Below are 21442 nucleotides of genomic sequence, written 5' to 3'. Positions count from 1 at the left end.
AGAGCTTGTCCGGGATTCAACAGAACGTGTCGGCATGGACGATGGCGTCGAACACGGCGGACGGAAACGGCAGTGCGCGCCCGTCCGCCGCGACGAACACCGCGCGAGCGCCAAGCTGGCGCACGCCCGCATTCGCCCGCGCGTCCCGCAGCGCGTCCAGCGGCACGTCGCTGCCGACGAACTCGCACGCGTGCCGCCGCGCGATGTGGAATCCCGGCCATCCGTGACCGCAGCCGACTTCCAGGAGACGGCCGCCGGTGGTTACCGGAAGAGCGTCGCAGAGGGTCTCCGCCTGCGCCACGGTCGTGAAGCCGTTCAGGCCGACTGCGTGTCCGAGGACTGCGCGTTCCACCCGCCGCGCGACCTCGCCTCGAGGTTGGGCATACCGATCTCGGAATCGATCGACCGGATCCGGCTCGGGCACCGTCCAATGATATGGGGACGACCATCCGGGCGTGGTCCGCGCGCCAGGGCGGCGGCGGATCGGCCGTGGTATGTTGCGGCGACACTCGGACGTCGCCGGAGGAGGCTACGTGGGCGGATTCCGTTCCATCCTGTTCGTGCTGGCGTGCGCGCTGCCGCTCGCGGTCGCGGCGCAGGAGCCGGAGCGCATCGATCCGGGCCCCGAGCGTGTGTCCGTCGACGTCGAGGAGTTGCAAGCCGCGATCCAGAAGATCCTCGACGAAAACCGGATCCCCGGCGCCGCGGTCGCGCTGGTGGACAGGGACCGGACGATCTGGGCCGGCGGCGTCGGATTGGCGGACGTCGCCGGCGGCGTCGATGTGACGCCGAACCACCTGTTCCGGATCGGGTCCATCTCGAAGAGCTTCACGGCCCTGGCGGTGCTTCACGCGGTCGAAGACGGTCTCCTCGATCTCGACACCCCGGTCCGCGAGCTGGCGCCCGAGGTCGAATTCACCAACGCCTGGGAAGAGACGCATCCGGTCACCGTGGCCATGGTCATGGAGCACACGGCGGGCTTCGACGACATCCATTTCCGCGAGTACGCGAAGGTGGACGATCCCGGGATCACGCTGGCCGAGGGCCTCGCCTACAATCCCGGCTCGCGGGTCAGCCGCTGGCGGCCCGGCACGCACATGTCGTACTCCAACTCCGGCCCGGCTGTTGCCGCGTACATCGTCGAGAAGATCACTGGAAGAACCTTCGAGGACTACGTCCGCGAGCACGTGCTCGAGCCGCTCGGCATGGACAGCTCGACCTTCCACTTCCCGCCTGATGCGGCCCTGCCGGCGAAGGGCTACGAGCCGGACGGGGTAAGCGAGGCGAACTACGACCACATCATCATCAGGCCTTCCGGCGGGATGAATGCATCGGCACGCGAGATGGCGCGCTACCTGCGCATGATGATCAACCGGGGCACGCTCGACGGTGTCCGTGTCCTCGCTCCGGAGACCATCACCAGGATGGAGACGCCGACGACGACGCTCGCGGCGCGCGCCGGTTTCACCTACGGCTACGGACTCGGCAACTTCACCTCGATCGTGAACGGTCACCTCTTCCACGGCCACAACGGGGGCATCACGGGTTTCGCGTCGACGAGCGCCTACTCGTCCGAGCTCGGCGTCGGGTTCTTCGTGTCGATCAACAAGCCGAGCGGTGGGCTGCGGGATATCGCCACCCTGCTGGGCGAGCGCCTGACCGAGGGGTTCGAGAAACCGCGGGGTGCCGCCGCGGAACTGTCGGACACGGAACTGCAGGCGATCACCGGCTGGTATCAGAACGTGACGCCGAGGCCGCAGCTCGCCTACGTTCTCAGCCGCTTCTTCGCGATCGAGCGCGTCACCCTCGAGGCGGAAAAGCTCTTCCTCGCACCGCTCGGCGGCGAGAAGAGGGAGCTCGTTCCGGTCACGGCGACGAGCTTCCGGTACGAAAACGAGCCGGTGGCGCGCGTGTTCAGGGTCGTCGACGACGAAGGCGATCCGTTCCTCCAGCAAGGCTCCGCAGGCAGCTACGCACGGGTGGGCGCCGCCTGGCCTTACTTCCAGTGGGCGGCGGCGGGGACGACGCTGGCGCTGTTGATATCGGCCCTGCTCTTCGCCCCGGTGTGGGCGCTGGTCAAGGTCCTCGGCGGCATGAAGACGGCCCCCCTCCGGATGCTGCTCTTCCCGCTGCTGGCCGCGCTCTCGATCTTCGTTGCGTTCGTCCTGCCGTTCGCCCTGATCTCCGACGTGGTCCAGGATCTCGGCACCGTCTCGGCGGCGTCTCTTACCCTCTTCATCGGTTCGCTCGCATCCGTGGCGCTCACGGGGCTGAGCCTCCATGCTGCGTTTCGCTCGTACCCCGTCAAGACGGGCCGCCTGGTCCGGCTGGACAGCCAGCTCGTGAGCCTGGCGTGCGCCGTCACCTTGCTCTATTTCTGGAGCAACGGTTTGATCGGGCTCAGGATGTGGGCATACTGATGCGGAGGCACAGGCATTTGTCCGACTGCCGCCCACAGCGTCACCAGCCCGCGGGACGAGAGGTTCTCATGAGACGACTTCACCTGGTGGTAGCAGGTCTGGCATTGATTCTCGCGGCTTGCGGAGGGACTGGAGCGCCTGAAGAGAGCGCTGGCGAGGGACCGGGCGCACTCGCGCTCGTGGGGGCGCAGTTGATTGACGCTACCGGGGGAGCCCCCGTGGCAGATTCCGTCGTCGTCGTTCGCGAAGGGCGGATCGAGAGTGCCGGCGCGCGGGACGCGACGTCCGTGCCGGACGGCGCGGAGACGCTCGACCTGACCGGCAAGACGATCATTCCGGGCTTGGTGAACCTGCACGTGCACTACCGGGAGGGACCGGAGGAGATCGAGCGCCAGTTCCGGTCGCAGCTCCACTACGGGGTGACCACCGCGCGGAGCACCGGCAGCGACACGCCGGAGCGGGTCGCCTATCTGCTCGGGGCCGCCGGCCGCGCCGACGCCCCGCGCACCTATACGGCGGGCATGGGGTTCTCCTACCCCGGCGGCTTCAACGCGGCCGGCCGGAACGCCCCCACCACCGAGGAGGAGGCGCGGGCGCTGGTGCGCGATCAGATCGCGCTCGGCGTGCACTTCATCAAGATGTGGGTGAACGAGGTCGCCGAGCCGGGCCTGAAGATCCCGCCGGAGATACGCGCGGCGATCATCGACGAGGCGGTGGCGAACGGCGCCATCCCCGTCGCCCACATCGACGACGAGGCCGACGGCCGCCAGCTCGTCGAGGCCGGCCTGTGGGACTTCCTGCACAGCACCGTGCTGACCTTCGGGCCGGGCTCCGGCGTCCCCATGGACGATCCCGAACCCTCGGCCGAGTTCATCCGGATGTGCCTGGACAACGACGTCTACTTCACCCCGACCCTGTCCATCGTCCAGAACCGCTGGCACTTCGCCGAGCATCCGGAGCTGCTCGACGACCCCGAGCTGCGCGCCGCGTTCGAGTTGTTCAACCCCGATGCCCTGGCCGGGTGGGACGACCCGGCACGCCGGGCGGAGGTGGTCGACGACCCGGGATTCGAGAACCGCAAGGCCTCGTTCCGGCAGTTGCTGGACTTCGTCAAGACGATGCACGACGCCGGGGTCGCGGTCGCGCTCGGCAACGATGCCGGGACACCCAACGTGCCGTTCGGCTGGGGCATGCACCACGAGATGGAGATGTACGTCGAGGCCGGCCTGACCCCGATGGACGCCATCGTCGCGGCGACCGCCACCGGCGCGGCGCAGATGCCCCCGGTGGGCGAGGCTGACTACGGCACCCTCGAGGCGGGCAAGGTCGCCGACCTGATCGTGCTGAACGCCGATCCGCTGGCCGACATCCGCAACACGCTGGACATCGACCGGGTCATGCGCCTCGGCGAGTGGGTGGACCGGTCGGGATTCGTGCCCGCGCCGTAGGACTCTACGGGCGAGGCCCGTAGTGCGGCGGGGCGACGTCGATCTCCAGCGCCCCGAGATCGGGCGCGCTGCCGGTGAAGCCGTCGGTCACCGTCGGCAGCACCATCCCCCGGTCGACGGCCGCCGATCCGGGCCGCAGGCGGAAATCGAGGTCGTCCGCGTCGTAGACCGCCTGGAGCGTGCTCACGTCCCGGGCATCGAGCGCGGGGACGTTCACGAACACGTCGTATCCCACCTCGACGCTGTTCCGTTCCTGCCCGGTCGCCGCACTGTACTCCTCCAGCGTCGCGAACTCGCGCAGCTCCAGCGCCGGGGCGTGACCCGGGGCCCGGAAGTCGGCGGCCACGTCGAACGGCGGACTCTCCCAGCGAAACGGCATCTCGGTGTCGGGCGCGGAACCGAAGCCGTTGTAGTCCGACGAGGTGTAGTTGGTGAACGTCGTGATCCCGAACAGGTTCGGACGCAGCCGGCGGAAGTCGGGCGCCCCGTTCTGCCCCAGGATCAGGTTGTTCCGCCAGTGCGTGTTCGACATCGTCCCGGTGGTCTCGGAGAGGATGGTGTTGTTGTAGAACACGACGCCGGCGGCGCCGAAGAAGCGGCTCGATCCCCCCGGCAGGTTGTAGCCGATGTTCCGAATCCAGTAGACGGGTCCGCCGAGCACCGGCTGGCTGCAGAACGCGTGCGACGGGTGGTTGATGAACAGGTTCCGCAGCACGCGCACGTTGTGCAGGCTGCCGTCGGTCTCGATGGGGTTGTCGTGGGAGTTCGTGATGATGTTGTTGTAGAAGTCGATCGCGACGGGACGGCGGTCCCAATGCCCGCGCGGCGGGTACCTGGGTCCGTCGGGCATCCCCGGCGCCGATGCGACGCTGCCGTCGGGATTTCCGTACGTCTCCACGTTGATCCCGTCGTGGAAGTCGGCGATGTAGTTGTGGGCCACGACGTGGCCGGGGCCGTAAAGCTTCACCGCCACGTAGGACGCCATGACGGGCGGATGGACCTGCCCGTCGACGCCGTCGAACCGCCCCCAGATCGGCGCGTCGCTCCAGCCGATCATCCGCGCCGGGTCGTTCCGGCCATGGAACCGGTTGTCGGCGATGTAAAAGTTGCTCGACCCCGAGTAGTTCGTGAAGACGCCGACCCCGACGTCCTCGAAGCGGGAGCGCTTGACCGTGAGCCCCCTGGCCCCGGCGATGAACTGCTGGCCGGCCCAGATGGCGAACTCGGTGTTGCGGAACGTGATGCCCTCGAAGTAGGTGTAGTCGGCCGCCATGACGTTGAAGAGGGCGAAGTTGCCGTTGCCGTCGAAGATCACCTCGCCGTCACCCGCCGCCTTGATGACAATCGGCCGCTCGGGCGTCCCGTCGGCCGTCAGGTAGTACGTGCCCTCGAAGGGGAAGGCGCGGTTCGCTCCGCCGTACTCCAGGTGGTTGTAGCGGTAGAGGCCGGCGTGCACGAGGAGGGTGTCGCCGGCGCGCACCCGGGGGCGCCCCGCCGTGGCGAAGTCCCCGCCGCCGCACGAGGAGTTGTACGCGCATATCAGCCCCTCGAACGACGGCTCGATCTTCGCGCCGTCGAAGCCGTGGGGATAGACGTGGAACACCCGACCCTCCGCGTACGGCACCGGCTCGGCCCGCGTCCGCACCGTCACGGTCCTGCCGGCGTCTCCCATCACGCCGTCGGGATCGGTCATCACGAACCGCGCCTCGTACGCCGTGTCGGGCTCCAGGTCCAGGATGCTGCCGGCGAACATGTTCGGAACGACGACGTCGAACTGGTTGCCCACCGAGATTCGCTCGCGCTGGAGCCGCAGGAGCGGGAGGGCCGGCGACCACGCCGTCCCGCCCTGCCGGCGATACGACACCTCCACCGCGGCGTTCCGGTTGTCGTCGCCTTCGATGGACCACTCGAAGCCGAGGTTGATCAGGGTCGGCGGCTCGACGAAGAGCTCTCCCGCCGACACCGCGTCCCCCGGCGCTTCTCCCCGCTGCGCCAAGGCGACGGTGTCGCCGCCGAGGTGCGACACGCCAATCGGCAACAGGCCCAACGCGGCGATGCATCCGAATCGACCGATCCATTCACGCACGAACCACCTCTCTTCTGCGGCGGGGCACGCGGCACGCGCCCGGCTCGTGGACCCGGACTCGAACGAATCCCATCGGCGCTCGACGTCGCCGGAGCCGTCGCACGGCCAGCTCGTCCCGCCCTCACCGTCGGCGCGAGTCGGGAAGGGCTTCGGGTCAAGCCCGGTTTCAGGCTATCATTCGCTCGCCATCTAAAGGAGGGAGATTAAGGAGAGAATGCCATGTCAGCGTCACGCTATCTGATGGCCGCCCTGTTCGCCTGCGTCGCCCTCGTGCTGGGCGTAACCGCCCCCGAGTCGCAGACGAGCGGAACCTTCGGCAACACGATCACGGGCGAGGGCCTGCCGAACCCGACCTCGACCGTCATCGCGCCATGGGGTGACCTGCCCGAGGGGCGGGAGTGGGGTTCGACCGCCGGCATCGACATCGATCCGACCGACGGCCACGTCTGGGGCTACGAGCGCTGCGGCGCCGGTTCGTTCGGCTCGGGCGCGCGCATCAACTGCGACTCGAACCCCGTCGACCCCATCTTCAAGCTCGACCGCAACACCGGGGAGGTGCTGGCGAACTTCGGCGGGGGCATCATGGTGACGCCCCACGGCATCCACGTGGACGACGACGGCAACGTGTGGGTGACCGACTTCGTGGGGAACGAGGAGGGGACCAAGGGGCACCAGGTCCACAAGTTCAGCCCCGACGGCGAGCTGCTGATGAGCCTCGGCACCGCGGGCCAGCCCGGGTCCGGCCCCGACCACTTCAACCAGCCCAGCGACGTGGTCATCGCGCCGGACGGCAGCATCTTCGTCGCTGACGGCCACAGCGCCCAGAGCCTGACCACCAACCAGGCGATAGAGGAGGGACGCGAGGCGGGCGTCGCCAGCCGCATCGTGAAGTTCGCCGCCGACGGCACGTTCATCAAGGCGTGGGGGCGGGTCGGTACCCTGCACGGCGAGTTCAGGACACCCCACGGGATCGAGATCGACGCACAGGGGCGGGTCCTGGTCGCGGATCGCGGCAACCACCGCATCGAGATCTTCGACCAGGAAGGCGAGTACCTCGACTCGCTGTACTCGCACGGGCGCACCAGCGGCATCTACATCACCGCCGATGAGATGCTGTACTCCATCGACTCCGAGTCGAGCATGCTCAGCCATCCGAACTGGGTGGGCGGCGTGCGTATCTCGCCCTTGCACGAGGACCGCGTCGTCGGCTTCATCCCGCCGTTCGAAGCGGACACGCGGCCGTACCAGGGGGCGGCCGGCGAGGGCGTCGCCGTGGACGTGGACGGCAACGTGTTCGCGGCCGAGGGACCCAACTCGCTCCGCTTCGCGGGTGGCGCGTTCACCAAGTACGCGGTCGATTGATAGCAGCGAGACCTTCGCCGGGGCTCGTCGGGGCAGGTCGAGCACTTCGACATGCTCCGACGAGCCCGGCCTCGTGCGGAGGATGGAGATGAGCGGCCGGCGTCGGGCGGTGCCGCAACGCACCCATACTGGGGCGACGACGCGGCCCAGGTCTGTTCACGACAGAGCTTGAAACGGGTTTCGGAACGCCAGCCTCTCGACGAGGTAGCCGGACTGCATGTCCTCGGTGTTGAGCGTCGTGCAGGCACCATTCAGGGCAGCTCGCACGACGAGCGCGTCCCAGATCGACAGCCTGTGCAGCCTGTGCAGATCGATCGCCGCGACCACATCGTCGACGCCGAGCGTCACGATGTCGAAACACGAGTACTGCACGATACGCGCCCTGGCATCCTCGCTGCTCATCCCCAGCTTCCGGGTGGCGGCCGCGAAGAACTCCTGCAGAACCTGAAGCGACAGCACGCCGCGCCGCTCGCGCAAGAGGCGCCGAATCAACTCGCGGGCACACGCTCGTTTGCGCGGATCCCGCGCGTCGTGGGCATAGATCAGAACGTTCGTATCCAGGAACTCACGACCGTTCATGCAGCTCCTCGCGGGTCCATGGGCCTTCCGAGCGATAGTCTTCCTCGGCCCAGAACGCATCGAGCTGCGTGACCACCGATTCCACTTCGTCTACCCGCGTGAGTTCGTTCAGAAAATCTCGGACGATCTGGTTCAGGCTGGTACCCCGCACGGCAGCGATGCGTCGGGCTTCCGCTACGACCCGATCGTCGACCGACAGCGTTACGTTCATGTCTCACATGGTATGTGTGCACGTAATACGTGTCAATGGACGCCGACCTGTGGACGGGGACTGCTTCATCGGGCCCGACCCGCCGCTCGTCGGATGGGCGCGGACGGCAACGTGGTTCGATGCCGAGGCTACGAGCTCGCCACCGCTATCGTTCTCTCCGGGCGCCCGGCGACAGGAGCGATTGGAACGGCGCGGCCAGCGAGAGCGTCTCCGTCCTCGGCGTATAGCAGATCGTCTCGCTGCAGACCTGGTACAGGATCGACAACGGCACGTCGACCACGTCCGGCCGGTCCGGGTTCGACCGGTGGAACACCTCGGCGTTCGGCGTGACCGGAATCGCGACATCGACGACACCCTCGTAGACGTTGAGCGTGACGCCGAGCGCGGGGAACTCTCGCGGGTATGTCGGCGGGTACTGCGCCGCCCCCACCCGCAGGCCGGGGGTGCCGGGAATCGTCACTTCCGAGGCGATGTAGTTGTCGGGAAGCGGCCGGCCGTACATGTGCAGGCCGTCCTCGAGCTCGAAGCGCACGCGAACCATCGACTGGGTCTCGAACGTCATCGACTCGTCGGACAGAAAGGCGGAGATCCTGACCTGATCCGAGCCGAGCTCGACCGCCGGCGCCTCGTGACGCGCGAGGATCCTGCCGAGCGCTGAGTCGCGGATCGTGCCGGCCGATTCCCGGGTGGCGTAGTGGCGGTGGAAGAACTTCTCGGTGACCACGCCGCTCTCGTCCGTGACGTAGACGCCGGGGAACGGCACGCCGTAGAAGCTGCGGCCGGCGCCCTGCTCCGGATCGTCCGGGGAGATCAAGGTGTTGAGGATGCCGAACTCGCGGATCACGGCCGAGTCGGCGTCGGACAGCAGCTCGTAGGTCACGTCGTGTTCGTCGGCGAACGCCCGGAGCTGCTCCGGACTGTCATAGCTCACGCCGTAGACGCGGATGCCTGCCTCTTCGAAGAGCCCCAGGTTCGTTTGCAGCTCGACCAGCTGCGTGCGGCAGTACGGTCACCACACCGCCGAGCGATAGAACACGACGATGGACTTCGAATCACCGCGATCCGCGTGGTAGTCGACGACGCGGCCGTTCTGATTCGGCAGCGCGAACTCGGGAAGACGCTCGCCGATCGCCGGTCCGGTCGGGAACTCGTGGGACGCCGGGTACCGACGCGCCGGATGACTGGCGGGGATGCCAATCGTGATGCCGAGGTCGTCGGTCCGGGTGCCCGGCTCGAGGTCTTCGTGCGCGGAGCGGACCGCGGCGGCCTCCTGCGCCATGACGGGGGTGGGAGCCATCAGCAGCGCAAGCAGCGCCGCCGCGAGTGTCCAGCGTGTCATCGTCTCGTCTCCAGGGGTTTCCGTCACGGCGACTGGAACCGTCGTCCGTGCGGTGGTTTGCGCCCACTTTATACACCAATCTCCTCGCGCGCGGGCTCCGCCGGTCGACATCCCGCAACCGCTGCGGATCGACCGTCCCTGGTCGACGGCCGCCGAGCCGGGCCTCAAGCTGAAATCGAGCAGATCTCTACTGGCATCACGCCGTCGGCCGTGGCTGGTAGCGGTCGACATTTATCCGATCCTGGTCCCTCCGCGCCTGGACGAGATCGTAGGTCGCCTGCCGGCGCAGCCAGAACTCGGCATTGGACCAGCCTGCCTTCTCCAGCCTGATGGCCATCTCCGGAGAAACGGCCGCGTGGCCGTTCAATACGCGCGAGAGTGTATGGCGGGCGACTCCCAACACCTTCGCGGCCTCGGTGACGTTCAGACCGAGCGGGACCAAGCAGTTCTCTCTGATGCTGCGGCCGGGATGCGGGGGGTTGTTCATCGCCATGTTCGCTGCCTCCGCCAGCTAGTGATAATCGACCAGTTCAACGTCGTGAGCGTCGCCATCGTCGAAGCGGAAGACAACCCGCCAGTTGCCGGAAATCGAGATGCTCCAGAAACCGTTCCGATCGCCCTTCAGCGGGTGCAGCCGGTAGCCGGGCAGGTCGAGGTCCGAGGGCTTGCGGGCATCGTCAAGGTCGGCGAGAGCGAGCGCGATGCGATCTGCCTGGTCTGCGCGCACGCGGCTCGGATCACCACGCTCGTACAATCGCTTGAGACCTCGATGACGAAAGCCTCGAATCATGGACAAGTGTACCGTATAACGGTACACTTGTCCATAAAGGATCGCCGGTCGCTGGGCTGCGACCGAGACCGCCCGGGAGGCGAAGCTCTACTCGCTGACCAGCGCCGGGCGCGCGCACCTCAAGCGCGAGGTCGCCGCCTGGGAGTACCTCTCGGGCGCGATCGATCTCGTCATCCAGGAGGCGTGATGACCCTGTCCCGTTCGTTGCCGGCGCTGGTGCTGCTCGCGGAGTAGTCGCATGTGGGCGCTGATCCGAGGCATCGTCCACATGCTCCGCTCGCTGCGGCGGACGCCCGGGTTCAGTCTCGCGACGGTTGGCGTGCTGGCGCTCGGAACAGGCGGGACGACCGCCGTCTTCACGCTCATCGACAGCGTCATGCTCCGACCGCTGCCGGTGTCGGACCCGGCCCGGCTGTACAGGATCGGCGACGGGGACGACACCGTCGCCACGGGCCGCCACGGCCGCTGGGGACTGTTCTCGTTCCCGCTCTACGAGCGATTGAAGGCCGGCGCGCCGGAGTTCGAGGACGTCACCGCGTTCGACTGGGGCGGCACGCTGTTGAGCGTCCGGCGGCAAGGCGCGGAAGAGGCTGGCAGGCCCGTGCGCGCACAATACGTCAGCGGATCGTATTTCTCCACGCTCGGCGTCGGCGCTTCCAGCGGCCGGCTGCTCGCGGCGGATGACGACCGGCCGGCGGCGCCTCCTGTCGTCGTGCTGAGCCATCGACTGTGGCAAGGCGTCTACGGGGCGGACCCGTCGCTCCTCGGCTCGACGATGGTCGTGGAAGGTCACCCGTTCACGGTCGTCGGCGTGGCGGCGCCGGGGTTTTTCGGCGAAACGGTTCGCGCGGACCCGCCGGGCATGTGGATCCCACTGCAGCAGGAGCCGCTGATCGCCGGCGACGGCTCGTTGCTGCAGCAGTCGATTTCGCCGTGGCTGTTCGCGATCGGTCGTCTCCGCGACGTTGCCCCGATCGCGGGCGTGGCTCCGCGCCTGACCGGCATCCTGCGCCGCTGGATCCAGTACGAGGCCGACTACCCGGCCAACCGAATGCCGGACATCGTTCGCGAGCTCTCCAACCAGACGATCCGGGTCGTTCCGGCAGGCACGGGCATCAGTCTCGCGGGCCTTTCCATGCGGGACCAGTACGGACCCAGCCTGCGGATCCTGCTCGCCATCTGCGGTCTCGTCCTGGTCGTGGCGTGCGCGAACGTCGCGAACCTTCTGCTGGCCCGGGCGGTCGCCCGCAGGGCGCAAACGGCCGTGCGCCTGGCGCTCGGGGCAACGCGCCGGCGGATCGTGGGGGAAGCGCTTGCGGAGGGAATGCTGCTCGCGGCCGCGGGAGGAGCCGCCGGGCTGCTGGTAGCCGCCGCGGGCGCGCGCCTGCTGGTCGCGCTAGTGTTCCAGAGCTCGCAGTTCGTGCCGATCGCGACGACGCCATCGCCGGTCGTGCTGGCTTTCGCCGCCGGGCTGGCGCTCGTCACGGGCATCGGGTTCGGTACGGCGCCTGCATGGCTTGCAACGCGGACCGACCCGATCGATGCGTTGCGTGGCCAGGGCCGCAGCATCGGCCGGCATTCGTTCCGCTTTCGCACGGCGCTGCTGATCGTTCAGTTGTCGATTTCCGTCGCGGTCGTTGCCGGAGCCGCGATGCTCGAGCGCAGTCTCGCGAATCTGCAACGCCAGGACGTCGGCTACGAAGTGCAGGGACGCGTGCTGATCGGCTTGAAGCGCCTGCCGTCCACCTACACGCCGGAGCGGCTGTCGGCCCTCTATCACGACATCGAGCGGCGGCTTGCAAGCCTCCCCGGCGTGCGTGGCGCCGGACTCGCGCTGACCAATCCGCTCTATTCGAGCTGGAGCGAGACGATTCTGGTGGCCGGGCAGCCGTCGAATCCGAGCGACGAAGCGTCAGCATCCTGGAACCGCGTCAGCGCCGACTATCTTCAGAACCTGGGCGTCACGCTCGCCAGGGGACGCCTGTTCGCGGAAACCGACAACGAGACGACTGCCCCGGTTGCAATCGTGAACGAGGCGTTCGTGAGGCGCTTCTTCGGGGAGGATGAAGATCCTGTCGGTCAACACTTCGGCGTCGAGCGGCCCGAGAACGCCGATACGTTCCGCATCGTCGGCATCATACGCGACACGAAGTTCCTGCGGGCGGGACTGAGCGAACCGGCGGGTCCGATGTTCTTCGTTCCGCTCGCACAGCGCATCGAGTATGCGACCGACTACAGGAGGATGGTCGAGCGACTCTCCCATTTCGTCCAGGGCATCGTGGTGGTGACCGACTCGGCGCTTGGCGAAATCGAGCCGATTCTGAGGAGGACGCTGGCGGAAGCCGATCCCAACCTGACGATCGTCAGCATCAGAACGATGCAGCAGCAAATCGAGCTGGCGTCCGATCGAGAGCAGGCTGTTGCGAGCCTGGCAGGCCTGTTCGCGATTGTCTCCCTCCTGCTGGCCGGCGTTGGCGTGTACGGCGTCACGGCGTACATGGTGGCGCAGCAGGCCAACGAAATCGGCATCCGGATGGCACTTGGCGCGGACCGCGTCAAGGTGATCGGGATGGTGTTGCGTCAAGCGTTTCGGCGTGTGGCGGTGGGGCTCGTTCTCGGCCTGCCTCTCGCCGTCGGCGCCGTCCGGGTCATGGCAAGCCAGCTCCATGGCGTGTCCTTCTGGGATCCGCTATCCCTTGCCGTCGCCGCCGGCGCACTCGCCGCGTGCGCGCTGGTCGCCGCCCTCATTCCGGCGGGCCGCGCTGCCGCCATCGTGCCGATGAGAAGTCTCTGACCGAGGCCGGCGCGGCCGGGATGAGTTCTCGAGCCTTGACCTGCGCAGCCAGGAGATCTCCTCGCGCCATGATGGTGACACTTTCCGTGTGGTGTACACGGTCCGATTCAAGTTCGCTGTCTACGTCCTGCACGTCTTCCAAAAGAAGGCCAAGCGGGGAATCGCAACGCCGAAGCAGGAGATCGACCTGGTCAGACGCAGGCTCGAAGCCGCGCAGCAACACCACGACGAGAATTATGGTGGAGGGTAGATCGATGACTGCCGACAAGGACGAGATCGAACGCGGTGGCGGCAACGTCTTCGCAGACCTGGAGCTCCCGGACGCCGAAGCGCACCTGCTCAAGGCGCAACTCGTCACCCGCATCGACGAGATCATTCGCCGGCGCGGCCTCAAGCAGGTCGAAGCCGCGAAGCTACTCGGGCTGTCGCAACCCGATGTGTCACGCCTGCTGCGGGGCAGTTTTCGGGAGTACTCCATGGAGCGCCTGCTGCGCCTGCTGACGGCACTGGGACGCGACGTCAACATCGTCATTCGAGAGTCCCGTTCGGAACAACGGGGGAGACTCAGTATCGAAGCATGAGCGCCTCCGCCGCCACCCCCGTGTTCCAAAGATCGCACTCGCGTCGAACAAGGGTCTGTGATGCCGACATCTTGACACCGTCGTATCCCATGGATAGGGATTTCCCCATCAAACTTACAGCAACGGAAACTGGTTTGAGCAGGCTCAGGCGAACAAGCAGCCAGCTCGGGCGAATTTGAGAGTGTCGATAATCGTTAAGTTTGTCCTGACAAAGAAGGGAGCTGAAAGGCTCGCTGCTGAGCTGGTCAAGTTTTGGAAAGGAACGAATTGACCGGCCCCGATGAACGCGCGCTTCGGGCACGCTGAGCGAGGGCGATGTCCACGACCGTGCTACCTGGGATCGGTCGAGGCCGGTGGATCGAAGTACTTGTCCACGATCCACCGTGGCTGCCAGCGGTCCGGCTCGCGCGCCTGCCCGGTGAGATCGCGCCGGAGCGGCAACGGGTCGGAGGCTTCGAGCGGCACGGGATCGGCCAGCGCGGCTCTCCAGCCTTCGAGCAACGCTTCCATGCGGGCCAGGGTCTGCCCGTGCGCGGGGTCGGCCGCGAGGTTGCGCAGCTCGTCGGGATCGTCGGCGAGGTCGAACAACTGCCGGTGGTTCACCTTGGGATAGACGATCAGCTTGTACCGCTCGTCGCGCACCGAGCGCATCAGGTCCCGGTACGGCAGGAACAGGCTCTGGCGCCAGGCCGTCTCGCCCTCGCCCGACCACAGTGCCCCCAGGTCCCGGCCGTCGATGCCGGGCGGCGTCTGTGCGGAAGCCAGTCCGAGCAGGGTCGGGAACAGGTCGTAGAGGTAGGTGAAGGCATCCGTCGAGCCTTGTGGGATGCCCGGCCCGCGGATGATCAGCGGGCAACGCATCGAGTGCTCGTACAGGTTCTGCTTGCCGAGCAACCCGTGGCTGCCCATCGCCAGCCCGTGGTCGGCGGCGTAGACGACCACGGTGTTGTCGGCCTGACCGTTCTCCTCCAGTGCCTGGAGAATCCGCCCCACCTGCTCGTCCAGGTGGGTGATGAGGCCGTAGTACTCGGCCAACTGATCGCGGATGATCTCCGGCGTGCGCGGCCAGGCGCCCAGGTTCTCGTCGCGCAGGATCAGGGCGCCGTGGTCGAACGGGTGCTGCGGCATGAAGTTGGCCGGCAGCGGCAGGTTGCGGCGGTAGTAGCGCTCGCGGTACTCGGGCGGCGGCTGACGCGGATCGTGGGGCGCCATGAACGGCACGTAGGCGAAGAACGGCTGCTCCGGCTGCGACCCGGACTGCCCGGCGGCGCGCGCCTGCTCCCGCAGCGGTGCCTGTTCCTCCAGACGCGCCTGCTCGTCCAGAAACGCGATCACCGCGTCGGCGAACAGCTCGCTCGAGAACTCCCGCCCGACGCGCCGGCGGACCAGCCTGCCGTCTTCGATGTCCTGCACCTCCACCTGCGTGTGATCGGCCATGCCGCCCAGGTACACCGCCGTGCCATGATCGAAGCTGCGCAGCAGCGCCTCTTCGCCGTTGTGCCACTTCCCGGTGATGAAGGTGCGGTAGCCCACCGCCTCCAGCTCGCGCGGCAGGGTCGGGACGCCCCGCATGTCGTTCGGCGAGCGCATCCAGCTCCTGCCGGTCAGCACCATCGCCCGGCTCGGCACGCACACCGCGCCGCTGTTGGAGCCGAACACGTAGTTGCGCTCGAAGCTCAGGCCCTCGGCGGCCAGTCGGTCGAGGTTCGGAGTGTCGATCCACTCGTTGCCCGAGGCGCCGATCGTGTCCGCGCGCTGATCGTCCGCGAACAGGAACAGGATGTTCGGGCGGTCGGCCGGCGCCGGTGCGGCCTCGCTCGCCGGCTGCGCGGCCAGGGGGAGCGCGGCGAGCAGGAAGGCCAGGGCCGCCGGCGGCGCGATCGCCCGCCATCGGAACGAGCCGCGGAAGAGTCCCGGATTACATCTCATGGGCGTCGCCTCCGCCTGTATTGGCCCGGCGCGGCCGGCGCCAGCATCGGATTCGCCCGACGATACCACGCCGCCGGCTGCCGCCATCAGGGCAGCGGCTTCCCCGGAACGATGCCGTGCAGCAGCTCGGTCACCGGCACGCACAGGATGCCGTCGATCCGCAGGCGTTCGTCGCCGAGGTAGGCCAGCCGGGGCTGCGCTTCCGGATAGTCGCGGGCGAAGCTCTTCAGAGACCTGAGATCCGCCGGCCGGATGCGCGCAGCGTGCTTGACCTCGAGAGCCCAGAAGACGTCGCGGCCGTAGAGCACGAAGTCGACCTCGCTGCCGGCCCGCGTGCGCCAGAACGCGAGCGTGGCGGCGGCTCCCGAATAGTCGATCCACGCCCGCAGGTGCTGCGCGACCAGCCCCTCCAGCGCCGCGCCACTGGCCTCCTGCGGCCGGTCCAACGGTCCCGCCGGCCGCAGGGAGCGAAACACGCCGGCGTCGGCGAAGTAGAACTTCGGGTGCGCGGTGACCTGCCGGCGCGCGCGGCGGGTGAAGACCGGGAGCCGGAACGCCAGCAGCAGGTCCTCGACGATCTCGATGAACCCCTCCACCGTCTTGCGCCGCACCGCGCACTCTCGCGCCACGTCGCTGGTGTTGAGCACGGCCGAGTGCGAGAAGCTGATGGCTTCGAGGAACCGGTGGAACGCGCCCAGGTCGCGCACCAGCCCCTCCGTCTGGACCTCCTGCTGGACGTAGAGCCCCGCGTAGGCGCTCAGCGTATCCGCAGGATCGCCGGCGTCCCAGATCAAGGGCAACAACCCCTGGTCGAGGGCCGCCGCCAAGTCGAAGCGCGGGCCGAGCGCGGCCATGAACGGATGCATCGATCGCACGACCGCGCGACCGGCGAGCAGATCGACTCCGCTGCGCTTGAGCTTGCGCGCGCTCGATCCGGTGAGCACGAAACGCGGGCGGCCGGACTCCTCCGTCAACTGGTGAACGACGGTCAGCAGCTCGGGAACCCGCTGCACCTCGTCGATCACGAGGTCGGCCACGCCGGGCGCCGCGGCCAGCTCCCGCAGCCGCTCCGGCCGCGCCGCGTACAGCCGCTGCTGGGCCGGCGCGAGCAGATCGATCCGGGCGGCGTTCGGGAACGTGGCCTGCAGCCAGGTGCTCTTGCCGGTTCCGCGCGGGCCGAACAGGAAGAAGTGTCCCGAAGGCGGCCGTAAAAATTCCCTCTCTATCGCCACAATGAGAGCAATTATGGCATTTCAGGGGGAATTGGCCGCCCTTCTTCGAGGGCGAGCCGTAGCGCTATTGCGCCCGCCGCCAGCACCGCTCGGCCGGACGGGGCCGAACACGCGCGTCCGCGCCATCAGGCCAGGATGTCCTCCACGACGACGCCGGCCACGTCGGTGAGCCGGAAGTCGCGTCCCTGGCTCCGGTAGGTCAGGCGCTCGTGGTCGAGGCCGAGCAGGTGCAGGATGGTCGCGTGCAGGTCGTGGATGTGGACCTTGTTCTCGATGGCGTAGTAGCCGTAGTCGTCGGTGCGGCCGTGGCTGTGGCCGCCCTTCACGCCACCCCCGGCCATGAACATGGTGTAGCCGTGGGGGTTGTGGTCGCGGCCGTTGCGGGCCCCCGCTTCCGCCCCGGGCGTGCGCCCGAACTCGCCGCCCCACAGCACCAGGGTCTCGTCGAGGAGGCCCCGCTGCTTGAGGTCGGTGATCAGCCCGGCCACCGGCCGGTCGATCTCGGCGCAGCTCCGGGGCAGCCCCGTGATCAGCCCGGAATGGTGGTCCCACTTCGTGTCGGGCCCGTGAGTGGCCTGCACGAAGCGCACCCCCGACTCGGAGAACCGCCGGGCGAGGAGGCAGCGCAGCCCGAAGTCGCCGGCCACCGGGTCGTCGAGGCCGTAGAGGCGCCGGGTAGCCTCGGACTCGCCCTCGACGCTCATCACCTCGGGCGCCTCGGTCTGCATGCGGAACGCGAGCTCGTACGACTCGATGCGGCCCTCGAGGGCGAGATCGGGCCCGGTCGCTTCGAGCTGCCGGCGCTGCCAGCGCTGGAGCAGGTCGACCTCGGCCCGCTGCACGGCGGGGCTGACCGCCTGGTTCTCGAGGAAGTCGATGGTCGCCTCGGCGGTGTTCATCCGCGTGTTGCCGATCGCGGTGCCGTTGTAGGCGGCGGGCAGGAACGCGGCCGAGTAGTTCTGCACGCCGCCGTGCTGGTACGACGGGCAGATGGTCATGAAGGCGGGAAGATTCTCGTTCTCGGTCCCGAGCCCGTACGAGATCCACGACCCCATCGAGGGCCGCACGAAGCGGTCGCTGCCCGTGTTCATCGCGAGGATGGCCCCGCCGTGGGCGGCGTTGGTGCCGTACATCGAGCGCACGAAGCAGAGGTCGTCGGCGACCCCGGCCAAGTGGGGCAGCAGCTCGCTCACCCAGTGGCCCGACTGCCCGTGCTGCTTGAACTCCCAGGGGCTCTTGAACAGGTTGCCGGTCTCGTTGAACTGCACGTCGGGCTTGGCGAACGGCAGCGGCCTGTTGTCGTCGCGAATCAACAGCGGCTTGTACTCGAACAGGTCGTGCTGCGACGGGCCGCCGTGCATGTGCAGGAAGATGATGCGCTTGGCGCGGGGCGCGAAGTGGGGCGCCCTCGGGGCCAGCGGGTTGTCCTGCGCGGCCAGCACGTCCCGCTGGAGCAGCGATGACAGGGCCAGTCCTCCGAAGCCGCAGCCGCAGGCCTTGAGCATGTCCCGGCGGGTCACCGGCGGTGCCTGGTAGTGGGGATGGCGCATCGTTTTCTCCCGGTGTGGGGCCCGACTGTCCCGGCGGGCCCTGCCCCGCTCTCGCTGATCGCGTCAATCGACGTAGATGAACTCGCTCGCGCCGAGGATGACGTGGCACAGGCGCGTCCACGCGAAGCGGTCGGCGTCCCCGCCGCCGGGCGCGGTCTCGCGCATGGCGGCCAGGAAGGCCAGGCTCTCCTCGATCTCCACGTCGGCGGCCGGCCGGCCGTAGGCCTCGACGAACGCCCGCTCGACCCGCGCCGCGTCGCTCTCCACTTGCATCGCCAGCAGCCGCCCGGCGAACTCGCCCGCCCGCTCCTCGACGAACGCGCTGTTCATCATCAGCAGCGCCTGGGACGGCACCACCGTCGCCGGACGGGCGCCGACCGAGTCGCTGGCGTTGCCGAAGTCGAAGCCGGCGAATATCTCGTAGATGGCGTTGCGCACCACCGGCATGTAGACCGAGCGGCGCGGGGCCCCGTAGAAGGCGAACCGCCCGAACGTGTTGCCCTCGCTGAAGACGTAGCCGCGCTGGTTGTACTCTTCCACGCGGCCGCCCATCGTCAGGTCGAGGGTGCCCGCCACCTGCAGCAGCGCGTCGCGGATCGGCTCGACCTCGAGCCGCCGGCGGTTCATCCGCCAGTGCAGCCGGTTGCCGGGATCGACCGCCGCGTTCGCCGCGTCGTAGCCGGCGCCGAGCCGGTAGGTGCTGGAGAGCAGGATCTCGCGGTGCAGCGCCTTGACCGACCACCCGCCGTCGACGAAGCGCCGCGCCAGCCAGTCGAGCAGCTCCGGATGCGTGGGGACCGAGCCCGTGGCGCCGAAGTTGCTCGGCGTGTCGACGAGGCCGCGCCCGAAGTGCCAGTGCCAGATGCGATTGGCCATGACCCGCGCCGTGAGCGGGTGCTCGGGGTGTGTGATCCAGCGGGCCAGCTCGAGCCGCCCGCTCGCGTCGGCCGGAATCGGCGGCGGCGGCACGATGTGATCGGTGACGCGCAGGAACCCGCGCGGTTGCGGGGTGTCGGCCAGGTTCAGGTGGCTGCCGCGGATGTGGACGGGGAGATCGACGATCTCGCCCTCCTCGACCGACATCGCGTAAGGCGGCTCGGGCGGCGAGGCCGCCTCGCGCTCCTCGACGACGGTCCGCAGCCGGGCGACCTCGGCGACCGCGTCGGGCGGGTAGAGGGCCTCCTCCGCCTCCTGGTCGAGGCAGAGGATGCACAGCCGCCCGTCGTAGACGAGCCGGCGCAGCTCCTCCTGTTCGCGCGGGAGCCTGAAGTCGGCCGGCGTGAGCGCTTCCTCGTCCTCGAGGCCCAGCCGCTGGAGGTGCTGGTCCCAGGCGATCTCGATCACCGCGAACAGGCTCGAGTACCGCCACGCGACCTCTTCCAGGCTCCGCGGCGCGGGCCCCCGAACCAGGCTCCGGGTCAGGGGCGCGATGAGGACCTTCTCGGAGGCGATCAGCGCCCGCAACTCGTCGGTGACTTCCTGATAGCGCTCCGGCGGGGCCGCCGCGTAGGCGTTCCAGATCTGGAAGACGACGCTCGGGTTGGGGCCGTCGCCCTGCACCGGCGGACCCTCGCGATAGCGGAAGAAGGCCCGGACCCAGCGCTCGAGCACCGCGGCCTCGAGGCCCTCGCGGCTTGCGATCCCGGCGATCTCCTCGTTCCCCCGGCGCTGGCTCTCCTCGTCGTCGCCCCACGCCGGGTAGGCTTCCTCCGCCGCGAGGAGATAGGCGGCCAGGGCCTGCCGCCGCGGCCGCCGCAGATCCTCGTTCTGCGCGTCGACGAGATCGTCGACCGCCTCCTGCGCCGCTTCGACCAGCTCCTGCGCCGCCTCGTAGCGGGCGACGGTCTCCTCGTCGGCCAGCGGCCGCTCGACCCACCGGCCGACGCGGTTTTCGCCCACCATCGTCCTGGTCGAGCGCAGGATGCCGGCCAGCGCGTAGTAGTCGGCGGTGGGAATCGGGTCGAACTTGTGGTCGTGGCAGCGGGCGCAGCCGACGGGCTCGGCGAGGAACGACCGGCCGATGACGTTCACCTGCTCGTCGACGATGTCGATGACCATCTTGTCGACGTCCTGCTCGGCCAGCACCTTCGCGCCGAGGGTCAGGAATCCGGTCGCGGCGAGACTCGAGAACCGCTCCTCGTCGCCGGCCGCCGGCAGCAGGTCGCCGGCAATCTGCTCCTGCACGAACCGGTCGTAGGGCTTGTCGGCGTTGAACGCGTCGATGACCCAGTCGCGGTAGCGGAACGCGTTCGGGTGCGCGATGTTCTCGTCCAGCCCGTTCGAGTCGGCGTAGCGGGCGACGTCGAGCCAGTGCCGTCCCCAGCGCTCGCCGTAGCGGGGCGACGCCAGCAGCCGCTCGACCACCCGCTCGTAGGCGTCGGGACGCTCGTCGGCGAGGAACGCGTCGACCTCGGCCGGGGTCGGCGGCAGGCCCGTCAGGTCGAACGTGACCCGCCGCAGCAGTTGCCGCTTGCCGGCGGAGGCGACCGGGGTCAGCCCCTCCGCCTCCAGCCGGGCCAGGACGAACCGGTCGATCGCGTTGCGCGCCCAGGCCGGGTCGCCGACGGCGGGCGGCTCGGGACGGGCCATCGGCCGGTACGCCCAGTGCTCGCGGCCCGGACCGAAGTCGTAGGCGGCCCCGCTGTCGGACCGGGCCGCGACGACCGGGACGTCGGAAACGCGCGGGTCCACCGCGCCGCGGGCCACCCAGCGCTCGAAGTCGGCGACCACCGCGGCCGGCAGCCGGCCGTCGGGCGGCATCCTGATCGGTCCGTCGTAGCGGATGACGTCGATCAACAGGCTGTCGTCCGGCGCGCCGGGCACGACGACGGCGCCGCTGTCGCCGCCCGCGCGGACCCCGGCGGCGTCCACCAGCACCAGTCCGCCGAAGATGCGCTCGGCATCGGCGCCGTGGCACTGGTAGCAGCGCTCGGCGAGCACCGGGCGGATCCTCGACTCGAAGTGCTCTAGGTCCTCCGGCGGGAACTCCTGCCCGCGCGCCGGGGCGGCGGCGCCCGCGGCCAGCACGAGAAGAGCGCCCAAAGCGAGCAGCAAGCCGACCCGGATCGTGGCGTCCAGCGCCCGGAAATGTGTGTGCATCATTGACGGCGGCAGTGTACCG

General features: G+C 68.7%; 18 protein-coding genes. 6 read left to right on the top strand and 12 right to left on the bottom strand.

What is annotated here, in order from left to right; all coding sequences use genetic code 11:
* Positions 1 to 16 precede the first annotated feature (16 nt).
* Complete coding sequence (locus F4X11_09855) at positions 17 to 496, bottom strand: class I SAM-dependent methyltransferase (protein ID MYN65317.1); 480 nt, start codon at positions 494 to 496, stop codon at positions 17 to 19.
* Here F4X11_09855 and F4X11_09850 point away from each other — a divergent pair.
* Positions 495 to 2420: a serine hydrolase gene (locus F4X11_09850; protein ID MYN65316.1), complete on the top strand. Its 1926-nt coding sequence runs from the start codon at positions 495 to 497 to the stop codon at positions 2418 to 2420. The genes F4X11_09855 and F4X11_09850 overlap by 2 nt on opposite strands.
* Positions 2420 to 3868, top strand: a complete 1449-nt coding sequence (locus F4X11_09845; GenBank protein ID MYN65315.1) for an amidohydrolase family protein — start codon at positions 2420 to 2422, stop codon at positions 3866 to 3868. Before F4X11_09850 ends, F4X11_09845 begins: the two co-directional genes overlap by 1 nt.
* A 4-nt stretch (positions 3869 to 3872) precedes the next feature.
* Here F4X11_09845 and F4X11_09840 read toward each other — a convergent pair whose 3' ends face one another.
* A complete protein-coding gene (locus F4X11_09840) occupies positions 3873 to 5954 on the bottom strand; it encodes a hypothetical protein (protein MYN65314.1) in 2082 nt (693 codons plus the stop codon).
* A gap of 219 nt (positions 5955 to 6173) precedes the next feature.
* On the opposite strand from F4X11_09840, the gene F4X11_09835 reads away from it, so the two are divergent.
* Entirely contained in the window at positions 6174 to 7316 is a 1143-nt protein-coding gene (locus tag F4X11_09835) for a hypothetical protein (protein MYN65313.1), read from the top strand.
* 156 nt (positions 7317 to 7472) lie between these two features.
* On the opposite strand, the gene F4X11_09830 is transcribed toward F4X11_09835, so the two are convergent.
* From F4X11_09830 to F4X11_09805, 6 genes are all read right to left on the bottom strand, one after another.
* On the bottom strand, positions 7473 to 7955 hold the full coding sequence (locus F4X11_09830) for a PIN domain-containing protein (GenBank protein MYN65312.1): 483 nt from the start codon (positions 7953 to 7955) through the stop codon (positions 7473 to 7475).
* Positions 7882 to 8106, bottom strand: a complete 225-nt coding sequence (locus F4X11_09825) for a CopG family transcriptional regulator (GenBank protein MYN65311.1) — start codon at positions 8104 to 8106, stop codon at positions 7882 to 7884. Before F4X11_09825 ends, F4X11_09830 begins: the two co-directional genes overlap by 74 nt.
* Before the next feature lie 145 nt (positions 8107 to 8251).
* Positions 8252 to 9037, bottom strand: coding sequence for a redoxin domain-containing protein (locus F4X11_09820; protein MYN65310.1), 786 nt, complete (start codon positions 9035 to 9037; stop codon positions 8252 to 8254).
* A gap of 78 nt (positions 9038 to 9115) precedes the next feature.
* A complete protein-coding gene (locus F4X11_09815) occupies positions 9116 to 9445 on the bottom strand; it encodes a hypothetical protein (protein MYN65309.1) in 330 nt (109 codons plus the stop codon).
* Between the two features lie 196 nt (positions 9446 to 9641).
* Positions 9642 to 9938, bottom strand: coding sequence for a HigA family addiction module antidote protein (locus tag F4X11_09810; GenBank protein MYN65308.1), 297 nt, complete (start codon positions 9936 to 9938; stop codon positions 9642 to 9644).
* Positions 9939 to 9956: 18 nt separating this feature from the next.
* Entirely contained in the window at positions 9957 to 10235 is a 279-nt protein-coding gene (locus tag F4X11_09805; protein MYN65307.1) for a peptidase, read from the bottom strand.
* Between the two features lie 238 nt (positions 10236 to 10473).
* On the opposite strand from F4X11_09805, the gene F4X11_09800 reads away from it, so the two are divergent.
* Genes F4X11_09800 through F4X11_09790 form a run of 3 tightly spaced genes read left to right on the top strand, consistent with a single transcriptional unit; the run spans position 10474 to position 13610 of the window.
* A complete protein-coding gene (locus F4X11_09800; protein MYN65306.1) occupies positions 10474 to 13029 on the top strand; it encodes an ABC transporter permease in 2556 nt (851 codons plus the stop codon).
* Positions 13030 to 13069: 40 nt separating this feature from the next.
* Positions 13070 to 13279, top strand: coding sequence for a type II toxin-antitoxin system RelE/ParE family toxin (locus F4X11_09795; protein ID MYN65305.1), 210 nt, complete (start codon positions 13070 to 13072; stop codon positions 13277 to 13279).
* Between the two features lie 4 nt (positions 13280 to 13283).
* Positions 13284 to 13610: an XRE family transcriptional regulator gene (locus F4X11_09790; GenBank protein MYN65304.1), complete on the top strand. Its 327-nt coding sequence runs from the start codon at positions 13284 to 13286 to the stop codon at positions 13608 to 13610.
* Between the two features lie 330 nt (positions 13611 to 13940).
* Here the strand turns inward: F4X11_09790 and F4X11_09785 are convergent, their stop codons facing one another.
* The 4 genes from F4X11_09785 to F4X11_09770 all read right to left on the bottom strand — a co-directional run bounded on the left by F4X11_09785 (position 13941) and on the right by F4X11_09770 (position 21423).
* On the bottom strand, positions 13941 to 15539 hold the full coding sequence (locus F4X11_09785) for a sulfatase-like hydrolase/transferase (GenBank protein MYN65303.1): 1599 nt from the start codon (positions 15537 to 15539) through the stop codon (positions 13941 to 13943).
* 86 nt (positions 15540 to 15625) lie between these two features.
* Positions 15626 to 16771: an ATP-binding protein gene (locus F4X11_09780; GenBank protein ID MYN65302.1), complete on the bottom strand. Its 1146-nt coding sequence runs from the start codon at positions 16769 to 16771 to the stop codon at positions 15626 to 15628.
* 125 nt (positions 16772 to 16896) lie between these two features.
* Positions 16897 to 18276 (bottom strand): DUF1501 domain-containing protein, encoded by a 1380-nt coding sequence (locus tag F4X11_09775; GenBank protein MYN65301.1) that lies wholly within the window; start codon positions 18274 to 18276, stop codon positions 16897 to 16899.
* A 108-nt stretch (positions 18277 to 18384) separates the two neighbouring features.
* Positions 18385 to 21423, bottom strand: coding sequence for a DUF1549 domain-containing protein (locus tag F4X11_09770; protein MYN65300.1), 3039 nt, complete (start codon positions 21421 to 21423; stop codon positions 18385 to 18387).
* Between the last annotated feature and the right edge of the window lie 19 nt (positions 21424 to 21442).

This window comes from Acidobacteriota bacterium, from assembly GCA_009861545.1.
In the GTDB taxonomy this organism is placed as follows: domain Bacteria; phylum Acidobacteriota; class Vicinamibacteria; order Vicinamibacterales; family UBA8438; genus WTFV01.
Note: the sequence above shows the minus strand (reverse complement) of the source record. Positions and strands in the feature narration are given on the sequence as shown.